This window comes from Streptomyces sp. NPDC048337, assembly GCF_043201175.1.
In the GTDB taxonomy this organism is placed as follows: Bacteria; Actinomycetota; Actinomycetes; order Streptomycetales; family Streptomycetaceae; genus Streptomyces.
Window position 1 is genome coordinate 79,497 of the sequence record NZ_JBICYR010000013.1, and the last position, 15,557, is coordinate 95,053.

General features: G+C 71.4%; 14 protein-coding genes and 1 tRNA gene. 6 read left to right on the forward strand and 9 right to left on the reverse strand.

What is annotated here, in order from left to right; translation table 11 throughout:
* Positions 1 to 115 precede the first annotated feature (115 nt).
* Positions 116 to 295: a hypothetical protein gene (locus ACGFYU_RS21600; RefSeq protein WP_393828913.1), complete on the reverse strand. Its 180-nt coding sequence runs from the start codon at positions 293 to 295 to the stop codon at positions 116 to 118.
* A 347-nt stretch (positions 296 to 642) separates the two neighbouring features.
* On the opposite strand from ACGFYU_RS21600, the gene ACGFYU_RS21605 reads away from it, so the two are divergent.
* From ACGFYU_RS21605 to ACGFYU_RS21620, 4 genes are all read left to right on the forward strand, one after another.
* Positions 643 to 1,422: a LuxR C-terminal-related transcriptional regulator gene (locus ACGFYU_RS21605; protein WP_393828914.1), complete on the forward strand. Its 780-nt coding sequence runs from the start codon at positions 643 to 645 to the stop codon at positions 1,420 to 1,422.
* A 392-nt stretch (positions 1,423 to 1,814) separates the two neighbouring features.
* On the forward strand, positions 1,815 to 3,116 hold the full coding sequence (locus tag ACGFYU_RS21610) for a cytochrome P450 (protein ID WP_393828915.1): 1,302 nt from the start codon (positions 1,815 to 1,817) through the stop codon (positions 3,114 to 3,116).
* Entirely contained in the window at positions 3,113 to 3,898 is a 786-nt protein-coding gene (locus ACGFYU_RS21615; protein ID WP_393828916.1) for a thioesterase II family protein, read from the forward strand. Before ACGFYU_RS21610 ends, ACGFYU_RS21615 begins: the two co-directional genes overlap by 4 nt.
* Before the next feature lie 42 nt (positions 3,899 to 3,940).
* Entirely contained in the window at positions 3,941 to 4,927 is a 987-nt protein-coding gene (locus ACGFYU_RS21620) for an aldo/keto reductase (RefSeq protein ID WP_393828917.1), read from the forward strand.
* A gap of 57 nt (positions 4,928 to 4,984) precedes the next feature.
* Here ACGFYU_RS21620 and ACGFYU_RS21625 read toward each other — a convergent pair whose 3' ends face one another.
* Positions 4,985 to 8,863, reverse strand: coding sequence for a hypothetical protein (locus ACGFYU_RS21625; protein ID WP_393828918.1), 3,879 nt, complete (start codon positions 8,861 to 8,863; stop codon positions 4,985 to 4,987).
* 248 nt (positions 8,864 to 9,111) lie between these two features.
* Here ACGFYU_RS21625 and ACGFYU_RS21630 point away from each other — a divergent pair, with 248 nt between their 5' ends.
* Positions 9,112 to 9,414 (forward strand): putative quinol monooxygenase, encoded by a 303-nt coding sequence (locus tag ACGFYU_RS21630; RefSeq protein WP_393828919.1) that lies wholly within the window; start codon positions 9,112 to 9,114, stop codon positions 9,412 to 9,414.
* 102 nt (positions 9,415 to 9,516) lie between these two features.
* On the opposite strand, the gene ACGFYU_RS21635 is transcribed toward ACGFYU_RS21630, so the two are convergent.
* The 7 genes from ACGFYU_RS21635 to galU all read right to left on the reverse strand — a co-directional run bounded on the left by ACGFYU_RS21635 (position 9,517) and on the right by galU (position 14,843).
* Positions 9,517 to 9,590, reverse strand: a tRNA-Ala gene (locus ACGFYU_RS21635).
* Between the two features lie 78 nt (positions 9,591 to 9,668).
* Positions 9,669 to 10,679: a hypothetical protein gene (locus ACGFYU_RS21640; protein ID WP_393828920.1), complete on the reverse strand. Its 1,011-nt coding sequence runs from the start codon at positions 10,677 to 10,679 to the stop codon at positions 9,669 to 9,671.
* Positions 10,680 to 10,835: 156 nt separating this feature from the next.
* Positions 10,836 to 11,447, reverse strand: a complete 612-nt coding sequence (locus tag ACGFYU_RS21645; protein WP_393828921.1) for a GNAT family N-acetyltransferase — start codon at positions 11,445 to 11,447, stop codon at positions 10,836 to 10,838.
* 17 nt (positions 11,448 to 11,464) lie between these two features.
* Positions 11,465 to 11,956, reverse strand: coding sequence for a molybdenum cofactor biosynthesis protein B (locus ACGFYU_RS21650; protein ID WP_393829029.1), 492 nt, complete (start codon positions 11,954 to 11,956; stop codon positions 11,465 to 11,467).
* An 83-nt stretch (positions 11,957 to 12,039) separates the two neighbouring features.
* Positions 12,040 to 12,519: a cyclic pyranopterin monophosphate synthase MoaC gene (moaC, locus tag ACGFYU_RS21655; protein WP_328926112.1), complete on the reverse strand. Its 480-nt coding sequence runs from the start codon at positions 12,517 to 12,519 to the stop codon at positions 12,040 to 12,042.
* A gap of 73 nt (positions 12,520 to 12,592) precedes the next feature.
* Positions 12,593 to 13,936: a gephyrin-like molybdotransferase Glp gene (gene glp / locus ACGFYU_RS21660; RefSeq protein WP_393828922.1), complete on the reverse strand. Its 1,344-nt coding sequence runs from the start codon at positions 13,934 to 13,936 to the stop codon at positions 12,593 to 12,595.
* A gap of 4 nt (positions 13,937 to 13,940) precedes the next feature.
* Positions 13,941 to 14,843: a UTP--glucose-1-phosphate uridylyltransferase GalU gene (galU, locus tag ACGFYU_RS21665; RefSeq protein WP_393828923.1), complete on the reverse strand. Its 903-nt coding sequence runs from the start codon at positions 14,841 to 14,843 to the stop codon at positions 13,941 to 13,943.
* A 95-nt stretch (positions 14,844 to 14,938) separates the two neighbouring features.
* On the opposite strand from galU, the gene ACGFYU_RS21670 reads away from it, so the two are divergent.
* Positions 14,939 to 15,550 (forward strand): 5-formyltetrahydrofolate cyclo-ligase, encoded by a 612-nt coding sequence (locus ACGFYU_RS21670; protein WP_393828924.1) that lies wholly within the window; start codon positions 14,939 to 14,941, stop codon positions 15,548 to 15,550.
* The last annotated feature ends 7 nt before the right edge of the window (positions 15,551 to 15,557 follow it).

The window sequence follows — 15,557 nt, forward strand, 5'->3', positions numbered from 1 at the left end:
GCGGGAGCGTTGGTGAGTGGCCCGCCCCGCGGATCGGCGGCCCCTCAGGCGGGGGTCGGCCGGCCGGTGCGTGCCGGACACCCCTGGCGGTCAGGGGTGCTGTGCGAGAGGGGGATCAGCCCCACTGGGAGTCGTCCGCCACGGTGGTCCGCGGGGTGGGGGCGCCCCACTGGGAGTCCTCCGCCACGGTGACCGTCTGGGCGGGGGCGGTGGCGGTGGCCACACCGGCGGCGGCGACGGCGGCCAGGGCGAGCGCACCGAGGGCGAGACCGAGAGACTTCGACTTCTTGATCATTTTCGTACCTTGCTTCCTGAATCGTTCGATCTGGCGAGGTATAGACCTGTCGTGGTTCCCCGCCGAAATCATGCGTGGCCGAACGCGCCAGGTGGCGAAAATCAGGCAGGATGATCGTGCAATGCGAAAACCAGCAGGGTGGAGATATGTGCACGGGAACGGACATAAACGCAGAAGATCGCAAGGTTGAGATCTGCGCAGACGGGCTTCAGTACTACTCGGACTCCCTGCAGGGCCGAGCCACGTCCGGCGAATGTCCCCAATGCCTGCTTGACCTGGGCCTTGTCCAGCTCCTGCCGAACGGAACCCTCGCGCCCATACCGCCCCGACTGGCCGCCGGAGCCCGTATGGACCGACTGGAACAGGACATCGAGGAGAAGAAGAACGCACTGGCCGCCGTCCGCACGTCGATCTCCCGCGCCCAGGAGATCTATTTGGACAGCTACGGTCAAGGCAACTCTCACCTGATCCGGGTGGTCCAGGGCGCCGGCGCCATCAGCGCGACGCTCTCCGCGGCCGTCCACGCCTGCCAGGAGGAGCTGCTGACGGCCCAGCCCGGCGGCGGCCGCCCGCAGGAACTCCTCGACAAGGCCCTGGCGAGCGATCTCACCGCACTGGGCCGCGGCATCCGCCAGCGCACCATTTACCAGCACACCATCCGCTCGCACCAGCCCACGCTGGCGTACGTGGAGCAGATCTCCCAGGCGGGCGGCGAGGTCCGCACCCTGGACGAGGTCTTCGACCGGCTGATCGTCTGCGACCGCAAGATCGCCTTCGTCCCCGACCCCAGCTCGGTGCGGAGCGAGATCGCCCTGGTCATCGAGCACCCCGGCGTGGTCCGCTACCTCGTCGGCATCTTCGACCACGCCTGGCAGCGCGCCTCCCCCCTGCGCAACTTCCCCAGCAGCCGCCTACCGCCCTTGCTCACCGACGACATCCGCCGCGCGATCCTCCGCCACATGGTCAACGGCTACACCGACGAGGCCATCGCCTCCCGCCTGGGCATGAGCACCCGCAGCGTCGCCAACCACATGCGCTGGGCCGCCGAACTCTTCGGCAGCCGCAGCCGCGCCCAACTGGCCTACCTCATCGCAAAGAGCGACTTCCTGGAGGACGGCCGGGAATAAGCCCGCCCATCCAGCCCCGCCCGGCACCTCCAGCCCGACCGGCGCTTGAGGCGCGGGGCCCGGGGCGGAGCGCCGGCACCCGACCCGGCAACCCGCCTGTGACGAACGCCGCTTCTCCTTCCCCCAGCCGTCATGTACGTTGAGCGGGCAACACCCCCCGTGCCCGGCCTCCCCAGGCCCCCGCACGGCACCGCCCCGCCCGCGCAGACCGGCTGGTTCCCCGTCAAGCGCCGCGATGGCCCCCGCTCCGGGACGTACGTATCACCGGATGCCCACGGGTCCCGTCACTCCGTACGCCTCACCGCGCCCCCGCCCCGTACCCCGGGCCGGAGGCCATGGGCCACGGACCCGGCGCCGCTCCCACGCCCACCCCGGCGAAAGGAAGACGGGCCTTGACCGTCCACGCCATACAGTCCGCCACACCCCCTCCCGGCTGCCCCATGCACGCGGCCGCCACCGGCGACACCGCCACCCTCGACCTCGTCGACCCCGGCCTCTACAGCGACGGCGACCCGCACCCCGTCTGGCGCCGCATGCGGGCCCTGGACACCCTCACCCGCCACCACGTCGACGACGACCGCTGGTTCTGGAACGTCGTCCGCTTCGACGACTCCGACCAGGTCCTGCGCGACACCGCCACCTTCACCTCCGAGCGCGGCACCATGCTCGACCTGCTGGGACTGGACGACCCCGCCAGCGGCAAGCAGCTCGCGGCCACCGACCCGCCCCGCCACACCGCCATGCAGGGCCGCCTGAAGAAGGCCCTGGCCATCAAATCGGTCGACCAGCAGCGCGAGATGATCCGCGACCTCGTCGTCCCGCTCATCGAACCGCTCGGCGACGGCGGCACCTTCGACTTCGCCCAGGCCATGCTGGCGATGCCGATGTCCGTCACCGGCACCATGATGGGGCTGCCCACCGCGGACTGGGCCTGGCTCAACCGGCTCACCACCGTGTGCATCGCCGCCGACGACCCCGAGTACCAGGACCCTGGCGGCCGCGAGGCCACCCTGGAGAACGCCCACCGCGAGCTGTTCGCCTACTTCCAGGACCTGGTCCGCTTCCGCCGGGGCAACCTCGGCGACGACCTCCTGAGCGTGCTGATCTCCACCGAGTTCGAGGGCCGCCACATGGCGGCCGACGAGATCGTCGCGAACTGCTACAGCCTCCTGCTCGGCGCGAACGTCACCACCCCGCACGCGCCCAACTTCGTCATGGCCGAGTTCATCGACAGCGGCGTGCTCCAGGACTGGGCCGCCCACCCCGAGCTCGACGCCACCGGCCTGGAGGAGGCCCTGCGCTGGGCCTCCCCCGTCAACCACTTCCTGCGCTACGCCACCCGCGACATCGAGATCCGCAACACGCTGATCAAGGCGGGCGACGCGGTCGTCGTCTGGCTGGGCTCCGCCAACCGCGACGACCGCGTCTTCGCGCGCGGCTCCGAGTTCGACATCCGCCGCAAGCCCAACAAGCACCTGGCCTTCGGCATCGGCCCGCACTACTGCATCGGGCACAGCGTCGCCCGCGTCAGCCTGAAGACCCTCTTCCACGAGCTGTTCACCCGCTTCGAGGAATTCCGGCCGGCCGGCCGCCCCGAGCGCCTGCGCTCCAACTTCGTCTCCGGCTACAAGCACATCCCGATCACCGCCCGCCCCGCGCGCGGCGGCAACGGGCGTGTCCGGCGGGCCGGATGAGCCGCGCGAACCAGGCGAGCGCGGTGGCGCCCACCGGCACCCCGTGGCTGCGCCGCTTCCACACCGCCCCGCCCGACGCCCCGCGCGTCCTCGTCTTCCCGCACGCCGGCGGCAACGCCTCGTACTTCTTCCCCTTCTCGGCCGCCCTCGCTTCGGACGCCGAGGTCCTGGTGGTCCAATACCCCGGCCGCCAAGAGCGCTTCGGCGAACCGTGCGTCGAGTCCCTGCACGAGCTGGCCGACCTGATCACGGCCGAACTCCTCCAAGGGAACTTCCTCGACCGCCCGTTCACGGTCTTCGGGCACAGCATGGGGTCCTCGCTCGCCTTCGAGGTGGCCTGCCGGCTGCGCGACGCGGGCCACCCGCCCGCGGCCCTCGCCGTCTCCGGCCGCCGCGCCCCCTCGGTGCCCGCGCCCGGTTCCGTGCACCTCGCCGACGACGAGACGCTCATCGCCGACATGAAGCTGCTGGGCGGCACCGACACCCGGATGCTCGACCACCCGGAGCTGCTGGCCGCGATCCTGCCCGCCGTACGCAGCGACTACGTGGCCACGGAAACCTACCGCTTCACCGGCGCCGACCCCCTCGCCTGCCCGATCACAGCCCTGATCGGCGACATCGACCCCCGTGTGGACACCCCCCAGGCCCAGGCCTGGCAGAACCACACCACGGGCCCCTTCCGGCTGCGCTCGTTCGCGGGCGGCCACTTCTACCTGGTACCCCACCTGGACGCCGTGGTGGCGGAACTCCAGCAGGACCTCCCCCACCCCACCCACACCTGACCCGGCCCCTCACCCCTCACCCCTCAACGGAAAGGCACCACAGTGAAATACCGCGTCATCGGCACCGCCCCCGAAACGCGCCGCGAGGTGAGCGTGCTGAGCCTCGGCACGATGACCTTCGGCACCACCGTCGACGAGGCCACCTCGTACGCCATCCTCGACCGCTTCGTGGAGGCGGGCGGCAACTTCATCGACACCTCCAACAACTACGCGTTCTGGGTCAACGGCACCCAGGGCGGCGAGAGCGAGGAGCTCGTCGGCCGCTGGCTGCGCAGCCGCGGCATCGGCGACGAGATCACCGTCGCCACCAAGCTCGGCGCCCGCCCCAACCAGCCCACCAGCGGCTTCAGCCTCGACGTGGAGGGCCTCTCCGCCAAGGTCATCCGCGAGTCCGCGGAGCGCAGCCGCGAGCGCCTCGGCATCGAGCGCATCCACCTCCTCTACGCGCACATCATGGACGAGCACACCCCGCTGGAGGAGACGGTCCAGGGCTTCGCCGAGGTCGTCGCGAACGGCACGGCCGGCCTCCTGGGCGCCAGCAACCACTGGGCGTGGCGCGTGGAGCGGGCCCGCACCCTGGCCGCCGCGGCCGGCGTACCGGGCTACGAGGTGCTCCAGCACCACCACAGCTACCTCCGCCAGCGCACCGACATCCCCAGCCTCCGCTCCCCCGACGGCAACCAGGGCCTGGTCAGCGGCGACCTGCTGAGCTACCTCCGGAACAACCCGGAGCTCACCCAGGTCTCCTACTCCCCCCTGATCTCCGGCGCCTACGTCCGCGACGACAAGCCGCTCGGCCCGGGCTTCGAGCACGCGGGCACCGAGCCCCGCCTGAAGGCGGTCCGCGAGGTCGCCGCCGAGACCGGCGCCACCGTCAACCAGGTGGTCCTGTCCTGGCTGATGGGCGGCGACATCCCGGTCCTCCCCCTGGTCGGCGCCTCCTCGGTGGCCCAGCTGGAGGAAAGCCTCGGCGCGGTCGCCCTCGATCTGACCCCGGAACAGCGCACGAAGCTCGACTCGGTGCACTGACCCAAACGCAAAGACCCCGCCCGGGCGGCGGCCCGTGCGGGGTCTTCATCGCTTCCGTCAGCTGGTGAAGTAGCCGTTCAGGTCGGCGATCACCTGGGCGTCACCCCAGTGGTTGTAGAGGGTCACCCGACCGTCCACGACCGGGACCACCACCAGGTTGGAGACGGTCTGTCCGGCTGTGAAGTTGAGGTTCGAGACGTTCGGACGCTCGACCCCGTGCGGGTGCACGATGAGGTGGCTGGGCTGAGTCGGCGCGGTGACCGTGACGTTCAGCACCACGGCGGTCACACCGTTCGCCGGCACCCCTTCGACCCCGGCCACCTTCACGCTGACCAGTCCGCCGGAACCGACGGCCCCGCCGCGGGCGCCGACGGCATCACGGGTGTCGAGCAGCCGCACCGGAGGGCCTGCGGAGAACGTCGATCCGGTGGCCGAGTAGTAGCCGGTCACATCGGCGATCAGGTCCACCGAACCCGCGTTGTTGCGCAGGTCCACCTTCCCGTTCACCACCGGCACCGTCACCAGGTTCGGCACGATCTGCCCGGCCGCGAAGTTCAGGTTCGACACACCAGGCGCCGCCTGTCCGTTGGGATAGACGGTCACGTGCCCGGCCTCCGTCGGATACACGGCGGTCACGTTCATCACCACCGCGGTCACCCCCGTCGCCGGAATCCCCTTCACCCCCGCGACCTGAAGCGTCACGACGCCACCAGGACCGACCCGCTGCTGCTGGGCACCGGTCCCGTCACGGGTGTCCAGGAACCGGGAGGGCGTGATCGGCGTCAGCGCGGAACCGACACCGGCCTTGTCGGTGAAGTACCCGGTCACATCGGCGATCAGGTCCACCGAACCCGCGTTGTTGCGCAGGTCCACCTTCCCGTTCACCACCGGCACCGTCACCAGGTTCGGCACGATCTGCCCGGCCGCGAAGTTCAGGTTCGACACCCCCGGCACGGGCTGGCCGTTGGGGTAGACCGTGACGTGCCCGGCCGTCGTCGGATTCACGGCGGTCACGTTCATCACCACCGCGGTCACCCCCGTCGCCGGGACGCCCTTCACCCCCGCGACCTGAAGCGTGACCACGCCGCCCGGGCCGACCCGCTCCTTCTTCGCCCCGACACCGTCACGTGTGTCCAGGAACCGCGACGGCGTGATCGGTACGAACCGGCTCTTCGTCGCGGAGGCCGCCGCCGTCACCGTGTACGCCTTGGGCAGATAGCCCGGAGAGGGCACGCCGCTCTCGTACCCGATGCCGTCGAGCACCACGTCGTACGCGCCCGGCTCCAGGCCGTTCGTGTCGACCAGGACGTCGAGCGACGTCCCGTCGGGGCTTACGGACAGCGGCTGCATGAACGGCTGCTGGTCGCTGCCGCTGCGCGCCAGCTTCACCCTGGTGCCCAGGGTGAGCCCGGTACCGCGGATGACCGCGTGGGTCTGCGTCCCGGCGGCACCGGTCGCCGGGCTGATCCCGGTCGGCAGCTGGTTCGGCGGGCGGGTGCAGCCGCTGTCGCACACGCCCTGGATGCTGTACTCGACGGGCGTGGCCGCCGTGGCAGCACTCAGCAGGAGGACGGCCTGGCCGGGCTCGGAGTAGCTGTCGGTCAGGCACCGGAAGCCGAAGACGCCGTAATTGCCGCCGCACTGGAAGCCGAGGTAGTTGCTCTCCCACTTGGTGCTGCTCAGCAGCTTCACGCTGGGCGTCTGGGGATAGGTGGTGACGCTGGTGGTGCCGATGACGTTGAAGGCCTGATTCGGCTTCACGTCGACGACGGCGCAGTAGGCCGTCGACGACTCGCTGAGCACGCCGCTCCGTACGGGGAACCCGTCGACCGAGATCTTGTTCGCCGTGCATTCGGGAGCCCAGCCAGCCGCCGTGGCGACCTTCCAGGTGTCCACGTCGGTGTGGATCGGCTTGTCCTTGTAACCGGAGGCCAGCACGATCACGACGTACGAGGTCGACCCGGTGACTTGGCAGGAAACGCCCCACTGCTGGCAGACGAACTTGCCGTTCGCGTCGACGGCCTTCAGCATCGTGGAAGGCCCGTTGCGCGGTTCCACCAGCGTCCGCGAGCTCAGCCAGAGCTTGTCGGTGGCGGCGGCGGTGACGCGGACGCACCGGGCGTCCAGGGCCGACGTCAGGTCGAACCCGATCGACTGGCCTCCGACCGAAGTCGAGGCCGGAGCCGCGCACTTCGCGGTCGACGAGATGTCACGGCGGACCAGCTTGTAGGTGTCGGTTCCCCAGCCCGTGAAGACCACCATGGCGGTGTACGGAACACCGGCGGTGAGCTGGCAGGTGGTCGTCGAGCTCGGGGACGTCGAGCACGCCGTGGTACCCGTGGGATCGAGCAGCTGGACGGAACCGTTGACCCTGTTCTGGAGGTTGGTGTAATCGATCATCTCCGCGGTGGAGTGCTTGTCGGCCGGCAGGCCCAGGCAGTACTGCCGCACCTCCCCGCCCACCGGGGCCTCCGCGCCCCATGAGCCGTCGAACCCGGTCTGCGGCCAGGCGGCGCAGCCCGCGGTCTCGCCGGTCCGGTGGATCACCAGCCGGAAGGCCTGGGACGGCGTGCCGCTGAGGACCGCCCGGAACGGGGCCGTGCCGGTCAGCTTGCAGACGTAGTACGAGTAGCCGTCTTCCTGGCACTGCTGGGCGCCCGCGGCGTCATAGACCGTCACAGCGGCGCTGGTGCCCTCGGCGGGCGGCCTGTTGAGCAGGTAGACGCCCTGCCCCGACGCGGTGGGCAGGGTCAGGCAGAGCCGCTGCCCGGGCCCGCCGAAGGTGCCCGTGGCCGGTCCGGCCACCAGGCCGTTGTCGTGGGTCGCCGTGCAGCCCCGGGTCTCCTTGGCCGCGTAGAAGGCCATGCCGAAGGCACCGGCATCGGTGCTGTCCGCCTTGACCACCCAGGTGTAGTCGCCCTTGGCGAGGTCGCAGGCACCCTGCGCGCAGCCGCCGGTCACCAGCTCGCTGCCGTCGGCCGTGTACAGCCCACCGTGGGGAGTGCTGCCGGTCGAGACCGGTGCGAAGGCGTACCCGCCTGCCTGCGGCACCCGCAAGGTGCGGCAACGCGCCGTGGCGCTCAGGTCCGGGGAGGTCCCGAACGTCTGTGGCTCCACGATCGCGCAGCCCTCCGGTGTGGACAGCCGCGCCAGGGTCAGGTCATAGGCCTCGGCCGCGCCGTGGCCGGCCACCACGGTCATCCGGAACGGTGCGGCTCCGGTGAGCTTGCAGTCCAGATCGTCGCTTCCGTGGCTCTGCGAGCTGCAGATCTCCTTACCCGTGGCGTCGTAGACGGACCGGATGACGCGGTAGCTGGAGGCACGGGCGCGCAGCACGTCGTTCGCGGCCAGGTCCAGTGTGTAGCAGTCACCTGCCGAGCCCAGCGGCAGCGAGCCGTGGAACACGGTCGGCGCACCGAGCCTGCGGTCGGCCGCCCCCACCGCCTTGCAGCCGGTGGAGGAGAGCAGCGGTACGTACGCCACCGCGATGCCGTTCTGCATGGAGCTGTTGTTCCGCAGCTCCAGCGCATACGTCCCCGCCTGGCTGGTCGGGCAGCGGAGCACTCCGCTCGCGTTGCCAGGACCGAGGATGTTCTCGCAGGTCACCGGAGTGCCGTCGGGTGCGACCAGTTTGGGCCCGAGGGAGCCCTGAGTCGCGACGGTCTGGAGCTGGACCACATCCTTCTGCTGCGGCAGCGTGAGCGAGAAGGTGACGGACGTGTTCGGCTCGACCGTGCAGTTGACGGTCGTGTGCGGCGCGAGGGCTGCCGGGCAGACCTCTGCCAGGTCACTCTGCTGAAGTGCGCGCACTGCGGCGTCGTGTTCGGCCTTCGGATCCGCCTTGGGCGCGGCCTTCGGCCCGGCCACTTCGGCCGGCGGCTGCGGCGAAGCGGTCACGTCGGGCCGCGTCTCCACGGCGAGGGCGGTATCGGCCACGCCTACGAACGAGGCCAACACGCCGATCAACAGGGCACCCGAGGCGACGACTCCCCCGCTCCTCCCCCGTTTCCTCCGCACTCTTCCGCCGATGGGTAGCAAGCTCATGAACCCCCCAGTTCGAGCAGGCCCGACCCCCATGACGATCACGGGAGTTGCGAGCAGGCGGAGTTTAACCACCGCATCATCGGCCCCACCTGGCAAAAAAAGTTTCCGGCCACCGGGCTTGGCTCCCTAGGCTTCGCCGCATGTCACACGCCATACAACTCGTCATCCTGATCACCACCCTTCCGGGCCGCGGCCGGGAGCAAGTCGAGGCCTACGAGCGCCTCGCACCGGTCGTCCGGGCCGAAGAGGGCTGTCTGCAGTACGACCTCCACCAGGTGACCGGCGACCCCGACCGGTTCGTCCTCATCGAGCGCTGGTCCTCGCGGGAGGCGCTCGCCGCGCACGACGTCACCCCGCACATGATCGAGTCCGACGCCGCCTGCAAGGCGTTTCGAGCGGGCCCCGCGGAGGTCATCGAACTCGCCCCCACCCCACTGGCCTGACAAGTCCCGGGCGGGGGACCGGAAACGCCGAGATCCCGCCCGGTCTTTCGACCGGACGGGATCTCATGACGTTCTCGGGAGCAACCCGCGAACTGTCGTTTGTGGACCTGTGGGGATTTGAACCCCAGACCCCCTCGATGCGAACGAGGTGCGCTACCAGACTGCGCCACAGGCCCTTGCGACGTGTGAAACATTAGCATCCCCGCGCGGGTGCTCCAAAACGGGTATCCCGGAGCGTCCGCGCAGGTCACCGATCACTCGTTCGCGGCGCGCGGGCGGTCGTCGCTTTCGTACTGGTCGAAGAGCGGCGTGCGGCCCCGGTCGCGGCCGCGCGGGCGCGGGGTGCTCGGGGTCTTCGGGTCCGGCTTGGGGGGTGCCGGCTGGGCTCGCAGGCGCGGTTCCGTGGGCTCGGCCGTGCTGGAGCGGGTCGCGCTCCAGGCGTCCGGGGCCGCCGGGCCGGTGGCGCGCGGGGCGACCGGGGCCGTCACGTACGTCGGCAGCGGGACCGGGACCGGCTCCCAGCTGTCACCGCGGGCCGGGCCGCGGTCGCGCTCGCGCTGCTGGTCCACCCACTCGGCGTGGTCGGTCTGTTCCACGAGCGCGCGCCGGCCGGCCTCCTGCGGGGAGACCGGTGGCGCGGGGTCCGGTTCGGTGCCCGCGGCGGCCTCGGACTCGCGGCGGCGCGGCCGGTTCTCCCGCAGCTGCCGCGCGGCGGCCTCGGCGCGCCGCCGGTCCATCGTGAACTCGTAGCGGCGCCGCTCCTGGACCCGCAGGTGCACGATGTACGTGCTGAGGAGGAGGGCGGGCACGGCGGGGGCCCAGAGGTAGCCCAAGCCGCCGACGGCGGCGACGACCGAGCCCAGGGTGAAGAGCAGGAAGAGCAGTGCGGTGGTGCGCCGGCGGCGCGCGAGCACCTGGAGGCGCTGCTCCCGCCGGACCCGTTCGGCCGCGACCGATCTGTGCTCCGCCCTGGTCGGGGGCACGACAACGGCCCGGGCGTCGGCGTCCACGGAATTGACCGTTTCCGTCGCGGCGTCCGGGTCCGCGTGGGGCTGGGGCTCCGCCTCTTGACCACCGCGCTCACGAAGCCCCTTGGCATAACGGCGCTCCATTCCCGCCCGGCCGGAAAGCAGCCGAATGGCAGTGGAGAAGCGTTCCGTCGGACGGGCTTCGTTCAGCTCGTCCTGCCTCCGGAGCCACATGGGCACCAAGTAGGCGGCCCAGGCCCCGACAATGACTGCGTAGATGAGGCCGCTGCTGCTCACACCTCACACCGTAGAGGGGCGCGGGCGAGGGGATCGGCCAATTGGGCCGGTGTGTCGCGCGATCTCGCTGATATCACGGACTTTTTTTGTGATTCTTCGGATCAGGTTATGGACGAATCGGTTGCCCGGGCATCGTAATTCGAACGAATATTCGGTTTATTGATTGGGGTGCGATTGCGAGTGGCGCGCCCGGTGCCAGCGCCGCAGCAGCCCCTCCGGCACCTCCTCCACCGTGACCGCGTACACGAGGTGGTCGCGCCAGGCCCCGTCGATGTGGAGATAGCGCGGCCGCAGCCCCTCCTCGCGCAGGCCCAGCTTCTCCACGACCCGCCGGCTCGGCCCGTTCTCCGGGCGGATGCACACCTCGATCCGGTGCAGCCCGACCTTCCCGAAGCAGTGGTCCACCGCGAGCGCGACCGCCGTCGGCATCACGCCGCGGCCCGCCACGTCCCGGTCCACCCAGTAGCCGATGTGGCCCGCGCACATCGAGCCCCAGGTGATCCCGGCGACCGTCAGCTGGCCCACCAGCCTGCCCTGGTACTCGATGACGAAGGGCAGCATCCGCCCCGCGTTCGCCTCCGCCCGCAGATGGCGCACCATCTGGCGGTACGTCGGCCGGTGGATCACCGGCCCCCACGGCGCGGGCGGCGGAATCGTCGCCTCCCACGGCCGGAGCCATTCGCGGTTGCGCCGGTTGACCTCGCGCCAGGCCTTCTGGTCCCGCAGCTTTATCGGCCGGAGCGTGACATCGCCGTCCGTCAGGACCACCGGCCAGGAGGGGCTGTTCAGCTCTCGCTCCCGGATGCTTCCGCCGGTCTGGGGTGGTCGCCGCCCCGCATCTGGTCCACGGCGTGCGGCAGGAGGCGGTTCAGGACGGCGAGGCCGTCGCGCACCCCTCCCGTGGACCCCGGCAGGTTGACGATCAGGGTGCGCCCGGCCACGCCCGCCAGACCCCGGGACAGCGCCGCGGTCGGCACCTTCGTCAGGCCCTCGGCACGGATGGCCTGCGGGATGCCCGGGATCTCGTAGTCCAGCACCTTCGCGGTGGCGTCCGGGGTCCGGTCGGTCGGCGAGATGCCGGTGCCGCCGGTGGTCAGGATGACGTCGTACGCGGCGGCCACGCCCTCGCGCAGCGCCTGCTCGACGGGATCGCCGTCCGGGACGACCCGCGGGCCGTCCACCGTGAAGCCGAGCTTCTCCAGCGCCTCGGCCAGCAGCGGGCCGCCCTTGTCGGCGTACACGCCCTGCGAGGCCCGGTTCGATGCGGTGACGACCAGGGCCCTGCCCGTGGCGGCGGGCGCCGGGGCGGACCCGGCGGCCGGATGCGAGTGGCTGTGGACCTCGCCGCCGCGCGGGGGCGTCACGAGCGTGTCCAGTCGCCGGACTTGCCGCCGGTCTTCTCCTCCACCCGCACGTCCGTGATGACCGCGCCCTTGTCGACGGCCTTGACCATGTCGATCACGGTGAGCCCGGCGACCGCGACGGCGGTCAGCGCCTCCATCTCGACGCCCGTACGGTCGGTCGTCTTCACGGTGGCGAGGATCTCCACGGCGTCGTCGGCGACCGACAGGTCCACCTTGACGCCGGAGACGGCCAGCGGGTGGCACAGCGGGATCAGGTCGGGGGTCTTCTTCGCGCCCATGATCCCGGCGATCCGCGCGGTGGCGAGGGCGTCGCCCTTGGGGACACCCTCGCCGCGCAGCAGCTCGATCACCCGGGGGGAGACGAGGACCCGCCCGCTGGCCCGCGCCGTGCGGGTGGTGACGTCCTTCTCGGAGACGTCGACCATCCGGGCCGCGCCGGCCTCGTCGATGTGCGTCAGCCTGCTCTGGGTACTCATTGCTGTGCCGCTCCGCTCTGGGCCCGCGCGGGGCCTGTGTGGTGCGACACACGCTACCCGCACCGGCCGGGTCTCAGCCGAGCAGGACCACTTCCAGCTCGGTCCCGGGCTCCACCGAGGTGACGTCCTCCGGTACGACCATCAGCGAGTCGGCGTGCGCCAGTGCGGCGATCAGGTGGGAGCCCGATCCGCCGACCGGGCTGACCGTGCCGGTCGCGGCGTCGTACTTCCCGCGCAGGAACTGGCGGCGGCCGGCCGGGGAGCCCAGCGCCTTGTCCGCCTTCAGCACCGCCCGCACGGTCGGCCGGCCCACCTCGGACTCCGGCAGGCCCATGAGGGCGCGGATCGCGGGGCGCACGAACAGCTCGAAGGAGACGTACGAGGACACCGGGTTGCCGGGCAGGGCCAGCAGCGGGGTGTGGTCCGGGCCGATCGTGCCGAAGCCCTGCGGCTTGCCGGGCTGCATGGCGAGCTTGCGGAAGTCGATCCCGCCGCCGCCCTCGACGTCGTCGTCGCCGCCGGCCACGGACGTCAGCGCCTCCTTGACCACGTCGTACGCGCCGACGCTGACCCCGCCCGTGGTGACCAGCAGGTCGGCCCGGATCAGCTGGTCCTCGATGGTGGCGCGCAGGGTGTCGGCGTCGTCCGCGACGGCCCCGACCCGGTAGGCGATGGCCCCGGCGTCCCGCGCGGCCGCGGCCAGCGCGAAGCTGTTGGAGTCGTAGATCGTCCCGGCGGTCAGCGCCTCGCCCGGCTGGACCAGCTCGCTGCCGGTGGACAGGACGACCACGCGCGGCCGCGGCCGCACCCGGACGGTGCCGCGCCCGATGGCGGCCAGCAGGGCGATCTGCGGCGGGCCCAGGACCGTACCGGCCGCCAGGGCCAGGTCGCCGGCCTGTACGTCGCTGCCGCGCGCGCGGACGTGCGCCCGCGCCTCGGCGGCCCGGTGCACGCGCACCTCGCCGGCCGCGCCCTCGGGGGCGGCGCTGGCCGGGGTCATACCGGAGGCCGCGCCTCCGCCCGTACCGCCGTCGGTCCACTCGACCGGGACGACGGCTTCGGCGCCGGGCGGCAGCGGGGCGCCGGTCATGATGCGGGCGGCCTGGCCGGGGCCGACGGTGGGCAGCTCACCGCTGCCCGCCGCGACGTCCCCGATGACCGTCAGCACCGCGGGGAACTCCTCGCTCGCGCCCTGGACGTCGGCCGTGCGGACGGCGTAGCCGTCCATCGAGCTGTTGTCGAAGGGCGGGAGGGCGACGGGCACGGTGACGTCCTCGACCAGGACACAGCCCTGGGCGTCCGGCAGCTGGAGCTCGATGGGCTCCAGCGGCCGGACGGTGGCGAGGACGTCCGCGAGGTGCTCGTCCACCGACCACAGACGGGTGGGGCCGGTGTCCTGCGGTGCGGAACTGGTCAAGGTCCTACATCTCCTCCGTGACGTAACGGTGAAGCCAGGTGCGGAACTCCGGGCCCAGGTCCTCGCGCTCGCACGCGAGGCGGACGATGGCCCGCAGGTAGTCGCCGCGGTCCCCGGTGTCGTAGCGGCGACCCCGGAAGACCACGCCGTGCACCGGACCGCCGACGGTCTCGTCCGCGGCCAGCTTCTGCAGGGCGTCGGTGAGCTGGATCTCCCCACCGCGGCCCGGCTCGGTCTCCCGCAGTATGTCGAAGATCGCGGGGTTGAGGACGTAGCGTCCAATAACCGCGTAGTTGCTGGGGGCGTCCTCGGGCTCCGGCTTCTCGACGAGCCCGGTGATCCGGACCACGTCGTCCTCGTCGGTGGCCTCGACGGCGGCGCAGCCGTAGAGGTGGACGCTGGCCGGGTCCACCTCCATGAGCGCGATGACGGTGCCGCCGGTGCGGGCGTGGATCTCGGCCATCTGACGCAGCAGCGGGTCGCGGGGGTCGATGAGGTCGTCGCCGAGGAGCACGGCGAAGGACTCGCGGCCGACGTGCGGCTCGGCGCACAGCACGGCGTGGCCGAGGCCCCGGGGGTCGCCCTGGCGGACGTAGTGCATGGTGGCGAGGTCGCTGGATTCCTGGACCTTCTTCAGCCGGTCGTCGTCACCCTTGGCGATCAGGGCCGACTCCAGCTCGTAGTTCCGGTCGAAGTGGTCCTCCAGGGGGCGCTTGTTACGCCCAGTGATCATGAGCACGTCGTCGAGCCCGGCCGCCACGGCCTCCTCGACCACGTATTGGATGGCCGGCTTGTCCACAACCGGGAGCATTTCCTTCGGCGTCGCCTTGGTCGCGGGAAGGAATCGAGTGCCGAGGCCCGCTGCCGGAATCACGGCCTTCTTGATCACGGGGTGCAACATAGTCATGCCCCGAACGATAGTGGGTCCCGCCGAACGCCTGGCCAGATCCCGGTAGGTAGATCCAGTTATGTACCCAATTCGAAAGGATATTCTCACCTACCGTGCCCGATAACCAGCCTCCCGCCTCCTCCGCCAAGGCCGAACTGCGCCGGGAACTCCTCGCCGCCCGCCGCGCCTTGTCCCCCGACGCCTCCCGTACGGCGGCCACGGCCCTCGCCGTCACGGCGTTGGAACTGCCCGAACTGGCCGGTGCCCGGACGGTGGCGGCGTACGTCTCCGTCGGCACCGAACCCGGCACCCGCGCCCTGCTCGACGCCCTGCGCGCGGCCGGCAAGCGGGTACTGCTGCCCCTGCTGCTGCCCGACAACGACCTCGACTGGGCGGCGTACGAGGGCCCGGGCAGCCTCGCCGAGGCCGCGCACCCGGGGAAGATGCGGCTGCTGGAGCCGACCGGCCCGGCGCTCGGCCCGGACGCGGTGACCGGGGCGGACGCCGTACTGCTGCCGGGACTGGCGGTGGACGCCCGCGGGATGCGGCTCGGCCGCGGCGGGGGCTCATACGACCGGGTCCTGGAGCGGCTGGAGCGGGCCGGGACGCATCCGGCGCTGGTCGTGCTCCTCTACGACGACGAGGTGGTCGCGCGGGTCCCGGAGGAGCCGCACGACCACCCCGTGCAGGCGGTGGCCACCCCGTCCGGGGTGGTGCGCTTCTGAGGCTTCG